The organism is Aquitalea sp. ASV15, assembly GCF_016429115.1.
Taxonomy (GTDB): Bacteria; Pseudomonadota; Gammaproteobacteria; order Burkholderiales; family Chromobacteriaceae; genus Aquitalea; species Aquitalea magnusonii.
In genome coordinates this window covers 1-16,501 of sequence record NZ_JAELTZ010000019.1, presented here as the reverse complement: position 1 = coordinate 16,501, position 16,501 = coordinate 1, and the positions used below count along the sequence as shown (strand labels likewise).

16 protein-coding genes are annotated in these 16,501 nt (G+C 61.1%); 5 read left to right on the top strand and 11 right to left on the bottom strand.

Translation table 11 applies throughout. From position 1 onward, the window contains the following. Nucleotide 1: 1 nt before the first annotated feature. On the bottom strand, nucleotides 2–748 hold the full coding sequence (tpiA, locus tag JHD64_RS10420) for a triose-phosphate isomerase (RefSeq protein ID WP_199053197.1): 747 nt from the start codon (nucleotides 746–748) through the stop codon (nucleotides 2–4). A 165-nt stretch (nucleotides 749–913) separates the two neighbouring features. Between tpiA and pstS the strand changes: the two genes are divergently transcribed. From pstS to JHD64_RS10395, 5 genes are all read left to right on the top strand, one after another. After that, nucleotides 914–1,954 carry a phosphate ABC transporter substrate-binding protein PstS gene (gene pstS / locus JHD64_RS10415; RefSeq protein ID WP_059284817.1) on the top strand — a complete coding sequence of 347 codons (1,041 nt, stop codon included), beginning with the start codon at nucleotides 914–916 and terminating at the stop codon, nucleotides 1,952–1,954. Nucleotides 1,955–2,067: 113 nt separating this feature from the next. Continuing rightward, nucleotides 2,068–3,030 carry a phosphate ABC transporter permease subunit PstC gene (gene pstC, locus JHD64_RS10410; protein ID WP_103526121.1) on the top strand — a complete coding sequence of 321 codons (963 nt, stop codon included), beginning with the start codon at nucleotides 2,068–2,070 and terminating at the stop codon, nucleotides 3,028–3,030. Nucleotides 3,031–3,045: 15 nt separating this feature from the next. Then, the gene (pstA, locus tag JHD64_RS10405) at nucleotides 3,046–3,957 is read left to right on the top strand and encodes a phosphate ABC transporter permease PstA (protein ID WP_059284815.1); all 912 of its coding nucleotides are present in this window, start codon (nucleotides 3,046–3,048) and stop codon (nucleotides 3,955–3,957) included. Between the two features lie 12 nt (nucleotides 3,958–3,969). After that, complete coding sequence (gene pstB / locus JHD64_RS10400) at nucleotides 3,970–4,734, top strand: phosphate ABC transporter ATP-binding protein PstB (RefSeq protein WP_059284814.1); 765 nt, start codon at nucleotides 3,970–3,972, stop codon at nucleotides 4,732–4,734. 259 nt (nucleotides 4,735–4,993) lie between these two features. After that, on the top strand, nucleotides 4,994–6,454 hold the full coding sequence (locus tag JHD64_RS10395; RefSeq protein ID WP_059284813.1) for an inorganic phosphate transporter: 1,461 nt from the start codon (nucleotides 4,994–4,996) through the stop codon (nucleotides 6,452–6,454). Between the two features lie 353 nt (nucleotides 6,455–6,807). Here JHD64_RS10395 and recG read toward each other — a convergent pair whose 3' ends face one another. The 10 genes from recG to JHD64_RS10345 all read right to left on the bottom strand — a co-directional run. Beyond that, a complete protein-coding gene (gene recG, locus JHD64_RS10390) occupies nucleotides 6,808–8,856 on the bottom strand; it encodes an ATP-dependent DNA helicase RecG (RefSeq protein WP_199053196.1) in 2,049 nt (682 codons plus the stop codon). 75 nt (nucleotides 8,857–8,931) lie between these two features. Next, the gene (locus tag JHD64_RS10385; protein ID WP_059284812.1) at nucleotides 8,932–9,369 is read right to left on the bottom strand and encodes a DUF2147 domain-containing protein; all 438 of its coding nucleotides are present in this window, start codon (nucleotides 9,367–9,369) and stop codon (nucleotides 8,932–8,934) included. Nucleotides 9,370–9,469: 100 nt separating this feature from the next. Then, nucleotides 9,470–10,306 (bottom strand): PhzF family phenazine biosynthesis protein, encoded by an 837-nt coding sequence (locus JHD64_RS10380; RefSeq protein ID WP_199053195.1) that lies wholly within the window; start codon nucleotides 10,304–10,306, stop codon nucleotides 9,470–9,472. 12 nt (nucleotides 10,307–10,318) lie between these two features. Further along, nucleotides 10,319–10,756: a DUF4124 domain-containing protein gene (locus tag JHD64_RS10375; protein WP_158527742.1), complete on the bottom strand. Its 438-nt coding sequence runs from the start codon at nucleotides 10,754–10,756 to the stop codon at nucleotides 10,319–10,321. Between the two features lie 143 nt (nucleotides 10,757–10,899). Beyond that, nucleotides 10,900–11,283, bottom strand: a complete 384-nt coding sequence (locus JHD64_RS10370; protein ID WP_059286100.1) for a RidA family protein — start codon at nucleotides 11,281–11,283, stop codon at nucleotides 10,900–10,902. Next, complete coding sequence (gene hemW, locus JHD64_RS10365; protein ID WP_199053194.1) at nucleotides 11,284–12,525, bottom strand: radical SAM family heme chaperone HemW; 1,242 nt, start codon at nucleotides 12,523–12,525, stop codon at nucleotides 11,284–11,286. Further along, complete coding sequence (gene rdgB / locus JHD64_RS10360) at nucleotides 12,522–13,115, bottom strand: RdgB/HAM1 family non-canonical purine NTP pyrophosphatase (RefSeq protein WP_199053193.1); 594 nt, start codon at nucleotides 13,113–13,115, stop codon at nucleotides 12,522–12,524. The genes hemW and rdgB overlap by 4 nt, the downstream gene beginning before the upstream one ends. Nucleotides 13,116–13,197: 82 nt before the next feature. Continuing rightward, the gene (gene dusA / locus JHD64_RS10355; RefSeq protein WP_199053192.1) at nucleotides 13,198–14,247 is read right to left on the bottom strand and encodes a tRNA dihydrouridine(20/20a) synthase DusA; all 1,050 of its coding nucleotides are present in this window, start codon (nucleotides 14,245–14,247) and stop codon (nucleotides 13,198–13,200) included. A 236-nt stretch (nucleotides 14,248–14,483) separates the two neighbouring features. Continuing rightward, complete coding sequence (locus tag JHD64_RS10350; protein ID WP_199053191.1) at nucleotides 14,484–15,470, bottom strand: L-threonylcarbamoyladenylate synthase; 987 nt, start codon at nucleotides 15,468–15,470, stop codon at nucleotides 14,484–14,486. A 147-nt stretch (nucleotides 15,471–15,617) separates the two neighbouring features. Continuing rightward, nucleotides 15,618–16,501, bottom strand: an 884-nt coding sequence (locus JHD64_RS10345) for a putative inorganic carbon transporter subunit DabA (protein ID WP_199053190.1), incomplete at its 5' end; no start/stop codon positions are given.

The following is a 16,501-nucleotide window of genomic DNA, read 5'->3' as shown; positions in this document are numbered from 1 at the left end:
ACTATATCAATTTTCCTGCGGCCTGGCAAATCATCCTGAATGATCCGGCGTCCAGAGATGCCCCACCAACAAGGGCTCCATCGACATTGTCTGTCATCAGGATTGACTCGGCATTCTCTGCCTTTACACTGCCGCCGTAGAGGACGCGAATACTAGCGGATGGCTTGGCATTTTGCAAGCACCACGTTTTGATGGCGCTGTGGATTTCAGCAATCTGCTCCAGTGTCGCCACCTTGCCGGTGCCGATGGCCCATACCGGTTCGTAGGCAATCAGGTACTCCCCGGCCGCGATATCAGCCAGTATGGACAATTGCTGATGGATCACTGCCAGGTAGCTGCCCTGCTCGCGCTGTTCCAGCGTTTCGCCCACGCACAGCACCGGCACCAGACCTGCAGCCATGGCATTGTTCATCTTGGCCAGCAACTGCGGATTGCTCTCGGCGAAATACTGTCGACGCTCGGAATGCCCCACCAGGACGTAAGCGCAGCCGATATCCTGCAGCATGGCGGCGGAGACTTCGCCGGTGTACGCCCCGTCGCTGGTAAAGGCACTGACATCCTGTGCCGCCAGACGGATGGCGCGCCCCTGCAGACGTGCACCGAGGGCTGCCAGATACACCGCAGGCGCGGCCACCCCGACCCAGGGCTGATCACATGCCGGCTGTTCCAGTAAGGCATCCAGCAGGGATTGTGCGCTTTGCGCACGGGTGTTCATTTTCCAGTTTCCGATAATCAGCTTGCCTGCCATGTCCGGGTGCCTCCATTGAAGTGCTGCGGATTATATCCCTAGTCCCGGCGTCGTCAAAACTCCGCAATCTGCTTTTCCACGACTTGTAATATTTCTGAAAACTACAAGGGATAGGATGCGCCTCAACACCTCGCAGGGCCTTACCCTAATAATTCAGGAGCAAGCATGAAACAGTCCGTACGTCTGGTCGCCTCGCTGGCCTTGTCCGCCGGCTTCTTCGCTGGCGCAGCTATGGCTGCCGACATCACCGGCGCTGGCGCAACCTTCCCCTACCCCTTGTATGCAAAATGGGCAACCAACTACAAGGCTACGACCAACAACAGCATGAACTACCAGTCCATCGGTTCTGGTGGCGGCATCAAGCAAATCCAGTCCAAGACTGTTGATTTCGGTGCTTCCGACATGCCGCTGAAGCCGGAAGAGCTGGAAAAGTCCGGCCTGACCCAGTTCCCGACGGTAATCGGTGGTGTTGTACCGGTTATCAATGTTCCCGGCATCGCCGCCGGCCAGGTGAAGTTTACCGGTTCCTTGCTGGCTGACATCTTCCTGGGCAAGGTCTCGAAGTGGAATGACCCGGCTATTGCCGGCCTGAACCCGGGCGTGAAGCTGCCGGATCAGAAGATCACCGTGGTACGTCGTTCCGATGGCTCGGGTACCAGCTTCATCTTCACCAACTACCTGTCCAAGGTTTCCAGCGAATGGTCCAGCAAAGTGGGCTCCAATACCGCTGTAAACTGGCCGACCGGTGTGGGTGGCAAGGGTAACGAAGGCGTGGCCAACTATGTAACCCGCATCAAGGGTGCCATCGGTTATGTTGAATATGCCTACGCCAAACAAAACAAACTGACTTACGGTCAACTGAAGAATGAATCCGGCAACTTTGTTGCTCCGGACGAAAAAACCTTCAAGGCTGCCGCTGCCAACGCAGATTGGAAAAAAGCACCAGGTTTCTACCTGATCCTTACCAATCAGCCGGGCAAGGATAGCTGGCCTATTTCCGGTGCCACTTTCATCCTGATGCACAAGAAACAGGACAAGCCGGCACAGGGTACCGAGGTGCTGAAGTTCTTCGACTGGGCTTACAAGAATGGCGACAAGACCGCGCTGGAACTGGATTACATCCCGATGCCGGATAGCGTGAAAGCCGTAATTCACACCAGCTGGAAGCAGATCACCGACGCCAGCGGCAAGCCGGTTCTGAACTGAGTGAGCATGGCGACACCGGCCAGCAGCGCGCAAGCTGATGCAGCTGCCGGTGTGGCACCAAGGCCGGGGTGAGCAACCCCGGCTTTTTGTCTGAGACGCGACCGAGTATCCTCATGGAAAAGTTCAGCAATAACCAGCAAATGCAGCGCCAGATGCTGCTAGACAATATCTTCAGGGTATCCACTCGCTGCTTTGCCTTTTTGGTATTGGCCTTGCTGGTGGGCATCCTGATTTCCCTCATTATTGGTGCCATGCCCAGCCTGAGCCGTTTTGGCTGGAGCTTTCTGGTCGATAGCGACTGGGATCCGGTCGGGCAGAAATTCGGCGCGCTGGTGCCGGTATTCGGCACCCTGGCCACTTCGGTGATCGCCCTGCTGATTGGTGTGCCCGTCAGCTTCGGCATTGCCGTGTTTCTGACCGAGCTTTGCCCCAACGTGCTCAAGCGTCCGCTGGGTATTGCGGTCGAACTCCTGGCCGGCATTCCCTCCATCATTTACGGCATGTGGGGCCTGTTTGTGTTTGCCCCCTTGTTTGCCGACCACGTCCAGCCGGTACTGATCGACAACCTGGGTGATATTCCGCTGATCGGCCTGCTGTTCCAGGGTGCGCCGATGGGGATTGGGGTCTTTACTGCCGGGCTGATCCTGGCGGTGATGGTGATTCCCTTCATCGCCTCGGTCATGCGTGATGTGTTTGAAGTGGTGCCGACCATGCTCAAGGAGTCGGCCTACGGTCTGGGCTCCACCACCTGGGAAGTCGTGCGCTACGTGGTTCTGCCCTACACCAAGACCGGCGTGGTGGGCGGCATCATGCTGGGTCTGGGCCGCGCCCTGGGTGAAACCATGGCGGTGACCTTCGTGATCGGTAACTCCTCGCGCTTTGCCGTTGGCCTGTTCGAGCCGGGTCAGTCGATTTCCTCGGCACTGGCCAACGAATTTGCCGAAGCCACCGGGGAATTCCACATGGCCTCGCTGATTGAACTGGGTCTGATCCTGTTCTTCATCACCTTCGTCGTACTGGCCTGCGCCAAGCTCCTGTTGCTGCGTCTGCAGAAACAGGAAGGCAAGGCATCCTGACAAGGCGCTATCATCATGGCTAACAGCACATTGAGCGAATCCCTGAATGTTCAGGATCGCAGCGGAAGCAGCAGCACCATGAATACTTCTATCTATCGTCGTCGCCGTCTGGTGAATGCCTTCAATATGGGTGCATCCACCCTGACGATGGCTTTTGGCCTGTTCTGGCTGTTCTGGATTCTGATCACCCTGCTGCAGCACGGCCTGTCCGGCATCAATATGCAGGTGTTCACCCAGAGCACGCCACCTCCAGGCGCCCAGGGCGGTCTGGCCAATGCCATTTACGGCAGCCTGGCCATGACCCTTTTCGGCACGCTGATCGGCACGCCGATCGGCATCCTGGCCGGCATTTACCTGGCGGAGTTCGGTCAGCGCGGCTGGCTGGCACCGGCCACCCGTTTCATCAACGACATCCTGCTGTCGGCACCGTCCATCGTGATCGGCCTGTTTGTCTATGAAGTGTATGTTGTCAGCGTCGGGCACTTCTCCGGCTGGGCCGGCTCGCTGGCACTGGCACTGCTGGTGATTCCGGTTGTGGTACGCACCACGGAAAACATGCTGCGCCTGGTGCCCAACACCCTGCGCGAAGCCGCTGCCGCACTGGGGGCACCGCAGTGGAAAATCACCCTCTATGTGACCCTGCGTTCGGCCAAGGCCGGCGTGCTGACCGGCATCCTGCTGGCCATTGCCCGTATTTCGGGTGAAACCGCGCCCTTGCTGTTTACCGCGCTGAACAACCAGTTCTTCAACAGCAATATGAACCAGCCGATGGCCAACCTGCCCATCGTGATTTTCCAGTTTGCCATGAGCCCGTACGAAGACTGGCACACTCTGGCCTGGACCGGTGCGTTGCTGATTACCCTGAGCGTGTTGACGCTTAATATCCTTGCCCGCTGGATGGGCAGCCAGAAAACCCAATCGCATTAAGGCATGACGACTATGGCTGATAACAACGTCAAGCTTCAGGTCAAGAATCTGAACTTTTTCTACGGCAACTTCCACGCATTGAAGAACATCAATCTGGATATTGCCCCGCGCATGGTCACGGCCTTCATCGGCCCGTCCGGTTGCGGTAAATCTACCCTGCTGCGCACCTTCAACCGCATGTACGAGCTGTATCCGGGGCTGCGTTCCGAAGGTGAAATCCTGCTGGACGGCAACAACATCCTGGGCCGCGATGTGGATATCAACCTGCTGCGCGCCAAGGTGGGCATGGTATTCCAGAAGCCGACTCCTTTCCCGATGTCCATCTACGACAACATCACCTTCGGGGTGAAGCTGTACGAGAAGCTGGCCAAGACCGAAATGGACGACCGGGTAGAGTGGGCGCTGCGCAAGGCTGCGCTGTGGGATGAAGTGAAGGACAAGCTGAAACAGTCGGGTAACTCGCTGTCCGGTGGTCAGCAGCAGCGTCTGTGCATTGCCCGTGCGGTCGCCTCGCGCCCGGAAGTGCTGCTGCTGGACGAACCGACCTCGGCACTGGACCCGATTTCCACGGCGCACATCGAAGAACTCATTCATGAACTGAAAGAGGACTACACCATCGCCATCGTGACGCACAATATGCAGCAGGCGGCCCGGGTGTCCGACTTCACCGCCTATATGTATCTGGGCGAGCTGGTGGAATTCGGCGAAACCGACAATATCTTCACGGCGCCAAAACAAAAGGCTACCGAGGATTACATCACCGGCAAATTCGGCTGATTCTGTCCTCCCCCAGCAACACCCCGCCTGCTGTCATGCACGCGGGGTGTTGTTTTGTAAGGCAGCCGTTTTCAGCATGAAAGCGTGCGACAGACTGCGGACAAAGCCTGAAAAAACCGGGTGAAAACCCGCCCTGTCAAGAAGGGCCACTTTCCCGCGACGGGAATACGACAAGCCCGGTTTTTTTTGTTTCATTTACTTGACGCATACCGGCCTGGACTCAACAATCCCGGCTTTCCTTCACACGATTTTCACGATCATGCTGGACCTCTTTGCAGGGCTGGACACTCATGTGGCCATCACCCTGATTTTGTCGCTAGGCTTTGTCCTGGCCTTCGAATTCATCAACGGTTTTCACGATACGGCCAATGCCGTTGCCACCGTCATTTATACCCAGTCGATGAAGCCCCGGCTGGCGGTGTTTGCCTCTGGCGTGTTCAACTTTCTCGGCGTATTGACCGGCGGCCTGGCCGTCGCCTATGCCATCGTGCATCTGCTGCCAGTGGATCTGCTGGTTTCGGTCAATACCGCTCGCGGCATGGCCATGGTGTTCGCCCTGCTGGCCGCCGCCATTGCCTGGAATCTGGGTACCTGGTATTTCGGTTTGCCGGCCTCCAGCTCGCATACCCTGATTGGTGCCATTCTCGGCGTGGGCCTGGCCAACAGCCTGATCAACGGCACGCCGCTGGCACAAGGTGTCAACTGGGGCAAGGCGATTGATGTCGGTGCCTCGCTGCTGTGTTCGCCGCTGGTCGGTGCACTGTTGTCCGGCCTGCTGGTACTGGCCCTGCGCCGTGCCCGTCCGCAAAGCAATATGCACAAGACGCCTTTCCAGCGGCAGCAGGTTGAGGGGCGCAAGCACCCGCCGTTCTGGATGCGCTTCATGCTGATCGTCAGCTCCATGGGCGTGAGCTTCTCGCATGGTTCGAATGACGGCCAAAAAGGGGTCGGCCTGATCATGCTGGTGCTGATCGGCATCGTCCCGGCGAAATATGTACTGAATCTGGACAGCACGCCTTACCAGATCGAACGCACCCGCGATGCCGCCCTGCATCTGCAACAGTTCTACAATCGTCATCAGAACGAACTGGATAGCATGTTCAAGCCGGCTGCCGCCGGCAGCAATATCCACGATTGCCGCCCGCGCGATACCCTGCAAACGGCGGACAAGCTGATTGCTGCCCTGGGCGATGGCAGCACATATCGCAATCTGCCGGACAGCAAGCGCTGGGACGTCCGCACCGACCTGCTCTGCCTGGACGATGCCGCGAAGAAGGCTGGCTCCCTGCCCAATCTGAGCAGCGATGACAAGCAATTGCTGAACAATCTGCGCAAGGACCTGACCGTCACCACCGAATACGCCCCGACCTGGGTCATCATCGCGGTGGCGCTGGCTCTGGGCGGTGGCACCATGATTGGCTGGCGTCGCGTGGTGAAGACTGTCGGTGAAGGCATCGGCAAGAAAGACATGACCTATGCCCAGGGGATGTCGGCCCAGCTGACTGCCGCGGTATCCATCGGCCTGGCCAGTCAGTTTGGCTTGCCGGTTTCGACCACGCATGTGTTGTCCAGCGGCGTGGCCGGTACCATGGTGGCCGACAAGGCCGGCCTGCAGTGGTCTACCGTGCGCTCCATTCTGCTGGCCTGGTTGTTTACCATGCCGGTAGCCATGCTGTTGTCTGGCGGCCTGTACTACCTGGCCAGCAACTGGCTGAAGTAATACGGCCTGCTGCTATCGATCAAGCCGCCCACGGGCGGCTTTTTCTATGATGCTCATCATGCCGGATCGCGCTTGACCTGCATCAAGCAAGTGATTCTCCAACATTGATTCATAAATTTATTATTTGCTAATATAATCACGTTTCATCATGGTTTCTCCTTTGTTGTTTGCAGCAATCCCTTGACGCCTCATCCCTACGGATGAGGCGCTTTTTTTGCCCTGCCCTGCCCTGCCCTGCCCTGCCCTGCCCTGCCCAGACCTGCGCGGATGTTGCAGCGGTCGTTCGCGACAAGGCGCTGTGCCCACCAAGGCATCCGCCCATCCAGCCGGCTATGCCGCTGCTCTGACGGGATTCATGCGGTAAGAAACTGTTCACGGCCAGACAGCCAGCGCTCCAGATGGGCTTCTGCCGCTTCCGGCCAGCGCGAGAGGATTTCCGGTGCCAGCTCCCGTGCCGCCTCCAGCAGGGCAATATCCTCTTCCAGATTGGCAAAACGCAGCATGGGCACGCCGCTTTGCCGGGCACCCAGGAATTCACCCGGCCCACGAATCAGCAAATCCTGGCGGGCGATCTCGAAACCATCGACATTCTCGTAAATGACTTTCAAGCGCGCCTTGGCCACATCAGACAGCGGATTTTCAAACAGCAGCATGCAGACACTGCGGGCACTGCCGCGCCCTACCCGGCCACGCAGCTGGTGCAACTGGGCCAGCCCCATGCGCTCGGCATGCTCGATCACCATCAGCGAGGCATTGGGCACATCCACGCCGACTTCGATGACGGTGGTGGCCACCAGGATTTGCAGCTGGTTACTGCCAAAAGCCAACATGACCGCCGCCTTTTCATCCGCTTTCATCCGGCCGTGCAGCAGGCCGACATGCCACTGCCCCAGCTGGGCGGCCAACTGGCGGTGGGTTTCCACTGCCGTCTGCAGCTGCAGGGTTTCCGACTCTTCGATCAGCGGGCACACCCAGTACACCTGCTGACCTTCGCTGCAGGTCTTGTGCACGAAATCGACGACTTCTTCGCGCCGACTGCTGTTGATCAGCTTGGTGACTATCGGGGTGCGGCCCGGAGGTAATTCGTCGATCACCGATACATCCAGATCGGCGTAAAAACTCATGGCCAGGGTGCGCGGAATCGGCGTGGCCGACATCATCAGCTGATGCGGTTCCTGGCCCTTTTGCTTGAGTGCCAGCCGCTGTCCGACCCCGAAACGGTGCTGCTCATCGACAATGGCCAGCCCCAGCCGGGCGAAATCCACCCCGTCCTGAAACAGCGCATGCGTTCCCACCACCAGATGGGCCGCACCACTGGCCATCTGCTCCAGCGCCAGTGCTTTCTGCTTTTTGCGCAGGCTGCCGGAGAGCCAGCTCACCGTCAGCCCCAGGGGCTCCAGCCAGCCGGACAGCTTGCGATAATGCTGCTCGGCCAGGATTTCCGTGGGGGCCATCAGCGCTACCTGGAATCCGGCCTCGATGGCGGTGAGTGCGGCCAATGCGGCTACCACGGTTTTGCCGCTGCCCACATCACCTTGCAACAAGCGATGCATGGGGTGGGCCTGTGCCAGATCGGTATCGATTTCGTCCAGCACCTTGCGCTGTGCCGCGGTGAGATGGAAGGGCAAGCTGGCAAACATGGCCTCGCGCAGGCGACCACTGCCACGCACCACCGGGGCCCGGCCCTGCCGTCTGGCGCGATAAGCCAGACGCATCGACAGCTGCTGCGCCATCAGCTCGTCAAACTTCAGCCTTTGCCAGGCCGGCAAGGCCGGCTCGCTCAGCTGGCTGGCACTGTATTCCGGTGGCGGTGAATGCAAGAGCCGCACGGCATCGGCAAAGCTTTGCAGCTGCAAATGGGCAATGACGGAGGGTGGCAGGGTTTCCGGCAATGGCAGGCTTTGCAGTTCGCTGCGGATCAGCTTGCGCAGCATGGGCTGGGTCACGCCATTGACGGTGGGATAGACCGGCGTCAGGCTTTCCGCCAGCGGTGTGCCATCAACCACTTCGCGGGTTTTCGGGTGCACCATCTCGTCACCATGGAAACCACGACGGATCTCGCCCATGGCACGCAGCAGCGCGCCATCGGCAAACTGCTTGAGCTGGCTGGGATAAAAATGGATGAAGCGCAGCAGCAGCACGCCGCTGGCGTCTTCGATACGCACCAGCAGCTGCTTGCGCGGACGGAATTGGACTTCGTGCGCAATCACCCGCCCCTCCACCAGCACTGGCTGGCCGTAGGGCGCGGCCGTGATCGGGTAGAGATGGGTTTCGTCTTCGTAGCGCAGCGGCAGGTGCAACACCAGGTCAAAGCGCCGGCGCAGGCCGAGTTTTTCGAGTTTCTTGGCCAGGGCTGGCGCTACATTGAGCGGCTGGCCGGCGAGGTCGTTGGCATGGGTCATCAGCGCCGATTGTACCCAAAAAACAAGGCGGAGGCCGCTGCCGGCACTCCGCCCTGACTGTCGCAGCGGACAGGATTATTGCTGACGTTCCCACACCTGGGTGCGCCCCAGCAGCGACACGCCGAGGAAGCCGCGCACTTCCAGCTTTTTGCCACCTTCCACCAGCTTCATCTTGGCGCTGTACACCTTGCCGTTATGCGGATCAAGAATCTTGCCGTTGGCCCAGCTGTCACCATCTTTCTTCAGCCCCCACAGAATGGTCATGCCGTTGACCGGCTTGCCCTTGCGGTCGCCATCGCAGGCCTCGCACACCACTTCCGGGTTCTGGAACAGCTTGACGATCTTGCCGGACAATTCGCCGTTGGCGCCTTCGGCAATCTGTACCACCGCCTTGGCTTGCTTGGTGTCATCGTCGATGGTCTTCCAGCTGCCGATCGGGCTGTCGGCCAGTACGCTGTGCGACAATGCGGCCAATCCAAGGGCCAGGGCGGCCGCTTTCCACAACTTGCTCATGATGTCTTTCCTCGTGTTGTCTGTCTTTATGAAACGCTAGTTTGGAGCTGCAACTCTAGCATGCCAAGGGGTCGGCATTGCGTCAAGTCATACGCTTGTTTCACAAAGTGAACACGCCCTGCGCCAGCGCCACAACCTTACCGCCGACATAAATACGACGCGCCTCATCCACCGTCAAGTGCAATACATTGGGGCGCTGCAACACGGCCCCCTGCTCCACCCGCCATTGCAGCGGATAGCGCTGGTGCAGGCTGCACCAGCCACCCAGATTGGCACAAGCCGAGCCGGTGCCCGGATCCTCCAGCACCGCACCATCCTGGCCATAAAACAGCCGCACGGTCGCCACACCCTCCGCCTCATGCCACAGATAGGCCACGCTGCGGCCGGGATACAGGCAGGCATCGCGCAAAAACAGCTCGGCCACCGGGCGCGCGGCCAACACTGCATCGCGGCTGGCCGCGGCGATCAGCAACTGCTCGCTGCCGGTATTCAGCCAGCTGGGCGCGGCCAGCACCGCCTGCGCCGGCAGGCCCAGCATGGCGGCCGCTTGTGCGGCACTGAGGCCGGAGGGGCGCTCGCCGGCGGCATTGGCTTGCAGGGTGAACAAACCGTCCTGCTGGCGGATGGGAATCACCCCGGCGGCCGTCTGCAAGGAGAAAGCATCTCCCAGGGCTTGCCTGCGATGCAGCACGCTGGCAGCGCCGAGGGTGGGATGGCCCGCAAAAGGGAGTTCGTGTGCGGGCGTGAAAATGCGCAAATGGGCAGCCGCCTGCGTGGAAGGCAGCAGGAATACGGTTTCCGACAAATTCATCTGCCGCGCCAGCAGCTGCATTTCCAGCTCGCTCAGCCCCTCGGCCTGGCAGAACACGGCCAGCGGATTGCCGCCAAAGGTGCTTTCGGCAAAGACATTGACGATTTCATAGGTGTAGCGCGGCATGGCGGTCTCGGTTCAGGATGGGCAAGCCGCATCGTGCAAGTCCTTGCTCAGGCTGGCAAGCCGGCTTTGCAAACGCTGTGTTTGCAAGGCAGAACGACTGCGCGACAGCTGGCGCTGCAGTGTGTGATGTCTGTTGTGCAGGCGGCTGCAATGTTTGCGCTGCTGCACAAGCTGGCGCTGGCGCAACTGCTGCGCCTTGGCTTGCTCCTGCTGCAGGGTGCCGGCTTGTCTGGCAGTTTGCTGCCGGCTGTCTTGCAAGGCCCGCAGCTGGTAGGGTTCACGCGTCACCAGGCTGAAGCTGCCACCGTGCAGCGTGTGCGCAACATGATCGGCCGGACAGGGATGATCCTGATAACTGTGCTGCCCTTGGGGACCAATGCACTTGAATACCGCCGCCGCCAATCCGGCAGGCAGCAGCAACCCGCATAACAAGACAAGAACTCGCGACATGGCCAGCACTCCGGCAGGAGGGTTCGGACTCCTGATAAGAGCCGATTCCGCCTGTGCTGGCTGCTGCGCCATCAGGCAGGCCGCTGCGCAAATAAAAAACAGGCGACCGCAATCGCCTGTTTCTGTGCGTCCAGAGCGAAAAATCAGCCCAGGAACAGTACCGCTTCGGCTTCCACTTGCACGCCCTTGGGCAGGCTGGCCACGCCCACGGCAGCACGTGCCGGGTAAGGCTGGCTGAAGTACTGGCCCATGATTTCGTTAAAGGTAGCGAAGTTGGACAGGTCGGTCAGGTAGGCATTGAGCTTGACGATCTGATCCAGGCTGCCGCCGGCGGCTTCGCACACGGCTTTCAGGTTCTTGAATACCTGATGGGTTTCAGCGGCAAAGCCACCTTCCACCACGGTCATGCTGGCCGGGTCCAGCGGGATCTGGCCGGACAGGTAAACGGTGTTGCCAGCCTTCACGGCCTGGGAGTAAGCACCGATGGCGGCCGGGGCATGTTCGGTATGGATGATTTCTTTGGTCATTTACTGGTCTCCGTCCCCGAGAAACAGGGTTAACAGGTCATTGAGAAAACGTTGCCCCTGCAAAGTGGGGCGAATGGTGGTGGCATCCTGCTCCAGCAATCCTTGCTGGATGGCCTGCTGCAATTCATTGCGGATACAGGATACAGGCAAACCGGTGCGCTCGGTGAACAGGCGCGTTTCAAAACCGCCGGTCAAGCGCAGCAGGTTCATCATGAATTCAAACGGCAATTCGTCGCGCTTTACCTTGCGGCTGCTCTGTACCGGCTGGCCGTCGGCCACCGCCTGGATATAGGCCGCCGGTTGCTTGTGACGCATTTCGCGCACAATGCCCTCGTGGCTGCTGATCTTGCCGTGCGCGCCGGCACCGATGCCCAGATAGTCGCCAAACTGCCAGTAATTGACATTGTGGCGGCTGCGCCTGCCGGGGCGGGCAAAGGCCGAGGTTTCGTAGTGTTCGAAACCGGCGGCGGCCAGTCGCGCCTCGATGGCCTCCTGCATGTCAGCCGACACCTCGTCATCCGGCAGGTTTTGCGGTGTGCGTACAGCGTACAGCGTGTTGGGTTCGATGGTGAGGTGATAAGCCGACAGATGAGTGATGCCATGCGACAAGGCGGTGTCGATATCCTGCAGCGCCTGCTCCAGCGTCTGGCCGGGCAAGGCGTACATCAGGTCGAGATTGACGTTATCAAAACAGGACAGCGCGATGTCGATGGCGCGGCGCGCCTCGTCGCCATCATGAATCCGCCCCAGCACTTGCAGATGCTGCGGATTGAAACTCTGGATGCCGATGGACAGGCGGTTGATGCCGGCCTCGCGGTAGCCACGGAATTTTTCCGCTTCGAAAGTACCGGGGTTGGCTTCCATGGTGATTTCCGCCTCCGGCGACAGCCGCAGCCGGGCGCGAATGCCAGCCAGCAGCATGTCCATGGCCTGGGCAGAAAACAGGCTGGGCGTGCCGCCCCCCATGAAGATGGTGCTGACACTGCGGCCCCAGATCGCCGGCAGGCTGTATTCCAGATCGCGCAGCAGGGTTTGCACATAGGCCATTTCATCGAAACCGCCGCTGGCGACGCCTGCTTGCGGATTCCACTGCACGGTCTGGCCGTTACTGCTTTTCAGCTCGTGCGAGTTGAAGTCGCAATACGGGCATTTGCGCACGCACCAGGGGAAATGGATATATAAGGACAGCGGTGGCAGTTCACGCAGGCCACCTTTCAGCCCGGACAGGTCAATCACACTCATGCCAGCTCACGCAATTTGGCCTGCAAAGCCTGCATGGCCTTGCCACGATGGCTGACGCGATTCTTGTCCTCGGCCGCCAGCTGCGCCACGGTGCAGCCGAATTCCGGCAGGTAGAAGTAGGGGTCGTAACCGAAACCGCCCTCGCCTGCCGCCGTATCCTGCACTTCGCCATACCACATGCCATCGGCCACCAGCGGTTGCGGGTCGTCGGCATGGCGTACCAGTACCAGCACGCAGTAATACCAGGCGCGGCGATTGGCCTTGCCTTGCAGTTTTTCAATCAGCTTGGCGTTGTTGCGCACGTCCGATTTGGGCTCGCCGGCATAGCGCGCCGATAACACACCGGGCTTGCCGCCCAGCGCCTCCACGCAGATGCCGGAATCGTCGGCCAGCGCCGGCAGGCCGGTGACATGGCTGGCGTGACGGGCTTTTTCCAGCGCATTTTCCAGAAAGGTGTAATGCGGCTCCGGGCACTCCGGCACATTGAGCTGCCCCTGCGGAATGACGGTGACACCCAGCGGTGCCAGCAGCGCGGAAAATTCCTTGAGCTTGCCTGCGTTATTGCTGGCCAATACCAGTTTGTCGAACATGTGGATTCATCCTGTTGCGTACAGAGCAGAACAGCAGGGTAAGCGGCCAACCATGCCGCGTCCACCCTGCTGTCAGCACGGATTATTCGGTGTCGGACACGCGGGACGGCATGGCCGCCAATGCCTGCAGCAGCAGACCTTCGTCGGCACCATCCAGCAGCTTGGCGTCGGACAGCATGCGTCGCCACTGGCGTGCCCCCGGCATGCCCTGGAACAGGCCCAGTATATGGCGGGCAATATTACGCAGCTTGTGGCCCTCGGCCAGACGGGCGCGGATATACGGCAGCATGGCCTCCACCACTTGCTGGCGGGTCACCGCGCTGCTGTCATCGCCATAGAAAGCAGCATCCCACCCGGCCATCAGCCAGGGATTGTGATAAGCCTCGCGCCCCACCATCACGCCGTCGACATGGCGCAGGTGTTCGGCGATGTCGGCATTGGTCTTGATGCCACCGTTGATCAGGATTTCCAGCTCCGGTCTTTCCTGTTTCAGGCGGTAGACGTAGTCATATTTCAGCGGCGGGATTTCACGGTTTTCCTTGGGGCTGAGGCCCTTGAGGATGGCATTGCGCGCATGCACGATAAAAGTGCTGCAACCGGCAGCAGCCACCTGGTCGACAAAGCCGGCCAGATAGTCGTAATGCTCGATCTGGTCGATACCGATGCGGTGCTTGACGGTGACATCGATGTCCACCACATCACGCATGGCCTTGACGCAGTCGGCCACCAGTTGCGGCTCGGCCATCAGGCAGGCACCAAACGCCCCCTTCTGCACCCGCTCGGAGGGGCAGCCGACGTTGAGGTTGACCTCGTCATAGCCCCACTGCTGCGCCAGCCGCGCGCACTGGGCCAGCTCGGCTGGCTCGGAGCCACCCAGTTGCAGGGCGACGGGGTGTTCGGCCTCGTCAAAGCGCAAATGCCGCTCCACATCGCCATACAGCAGTGCACCGGTGGTGACCATTTCGGTATACAGCCAGGTATGGCGGCTGATTTGCCGGGCAAAGTAGCGGTAGTGGCGGTCGGTCCAGTCCAGCATGGGGGCGACTGACAGGCGGCGGGCGGGCAATGGGGAGAGCCCTCCTGCCTGGGCGGGGCTTTCAAGACGACTGGCGGTAATCTGATGACTGTTCATTGCGACCGGTATGTGCCTGCTTTCGTCAGGAAGCTGCCCTCAAAAACTGCCTCAATTTCAGCGAGATGACACCCGTCAGGCAGAGGGGCGGCCTCGATGGCAGCTGCGGCGGCAAGCATGACTAAGCAGTTGAAAAAACGGAGAATTATCCTATCGCGTACAAGTGCGGGTCAAGCGTGGCGGCAAGATAATCCTGCGCGGCAGCCGCCGCCGGGTCGGCTGGCCCGGCTTGGCGCCTAGCCGGCATGGCTGGCACCGGAGGGGCACCACGGCCGCGCCGCCCGCAGCAGTCGGTCGCGCACTGCCCGCCAGGCGGCCTGATCCGGTGGCAATACGATCCACACCGCGGCGCAGCCACTGGCATCGGCCTCGTGCAAGGCGGCATACAGGGCCTGGGCGTAGCCGTCCGGCGTGGCCGGCATGCGCTTGAACCAGCCGCAAGGCTGGGCCGGTGCTTCCATGGCCAGTACGGCAGCCTGCTGCCAGCCACGGTCATCGGCATGCGCCTGCATCTGCGAGGCTTCCAGCCGGTAGCAGGGCTGGCGCGGCGCATAATGCGCGGCCAGATTGCCCGGCACCCGTGGCGCGTCGGGCGCAGCACTCTCGGCCAGGTCGAGGTAAGGCTGCAACATGGCGGCGCTGATGGCGCCGGGACGCAGGATGGCCGGCCGTGCGCTGCTGAGATCGAGAATGGTGGATTCGATGCCCACGCTGCACGGCCCCCCCTCCACCACGGCGGCAATGCGGCCTGCCATATGGGCGCGCACATGCGCGGCGGAGGTGGGACTGATGCGGCAGAAGGGGTTGGCCGATGGCGCGGCCACCGGGCGTTGCAGCCGGTCCAGCAAGGCTTGCAACAAGGGATGGCTGGACCAGCGCAAGGCCACCGTCTCCTGTCCGGCGTTGACAATGGCCGGCACCCTGGCAGTGGCGGGCAGCACCAGGGTCAGTGGGCCGGGCCAGAAGGCTTCGATCACCGGCCAGGCACAGTCCGGAATGCGCTCCGCCCATTGCGGCAGTTGTGCAAGGCCGCCCAGATGGACAATCAGCGGGTGATCGGCAGGCCGGTTCTTGGCGCGGAAAATCGCGGCCACCGCATCGGGCTGGGTGGCATCGGCCGCCAGCCCGTAAACGGTTTCGGTAGGAACGGCCACCAGCTCGCCGGCGCGCAACAGCGCCGCGGCCTGATCCAGTCCGGCGGAAGTGGGAGGAAGTGATTTCATGATGCGATGTGATTCCGGTAATGCAGTATTGCGGCGACCCTGCCGCCTTTAACGGGTGAGCGGGTAGTGGCTGCCGGCACCGGCAGTGGGGACAAGCGCCGGCTGGCAGCCTGCTTGTCAGCCTGGGCAAACAGCACCACCCGCAGCTCAGTCATGCTGCCAGCCATTGGCATGCCAGCGCAGCGGTGTTGGGCCATGCACGCAGTAAAGATGCAGCCAGCCGTTTTCCACCAGTTGCCGGGGGATGGGCTGCGCCAGCAGCGCGGCGGCCAGCTTGTCCGGCGGCGCGTCGATGCAGGCGGCCAGACGCAGCGGTGCATGGCGCAGGCGCTGACCGTCATGCAGCGACTGCCAGGCCAGGCCGATGCGCAAATCGCCGCTATTGCCTTCGAATACGCCGATGCGCCCCCCCACCACATTGTGCAGCAGCTTGTTGCCGCTACCAAAACGGCGCGGGTCCACCGTGGAGGCGAAATACTGCATGTTGATCCAGTGCGCCACCACCATGGGCGCGGCCAGAATGCCCTGCAAGACGCGGCCATCGGCATCGGCACGCCAGTCGTATTCATGCAGGAAGGCACGCCCCCCCAGATCAAGCCGCTTGCTCTTGGCGCGCGCGGCGGCAATGAACAGCGCATTGCCGGCCAGCCCCCATTCCGGCCGCGTTTCCGCCCAGTCGTCGCCTTTCTGGCGCATTTGCCGCAACAGGGTGGCGTCGTCGGCGGAGGAGGAAAGACCGACCTGTTCCGCGCGGCGACGCCGTGCCAGGGCCGAGGCGGCCTGTAATGCGGACTGCAGGCCGGGCAGGCGCCCACTCGCCTCGGCGGCCAGTGTTTCACCATCCAGCAGCAGGATTTCGTCGCTGTGCGTCAGGTGCAGTGCGGGCAGGAAAACCGTATCGGCCGGGATGGCACGGCCCTGTTCCGCCAGCTGCTGGCGCAGCGCCGGGTCATTCAGCCAGCTGGCCAGCAGCCGTACATGCTGGTGACCGCCATGCCCGCCGCAAGCACCGCATTGCAGCGCGGCCGCCT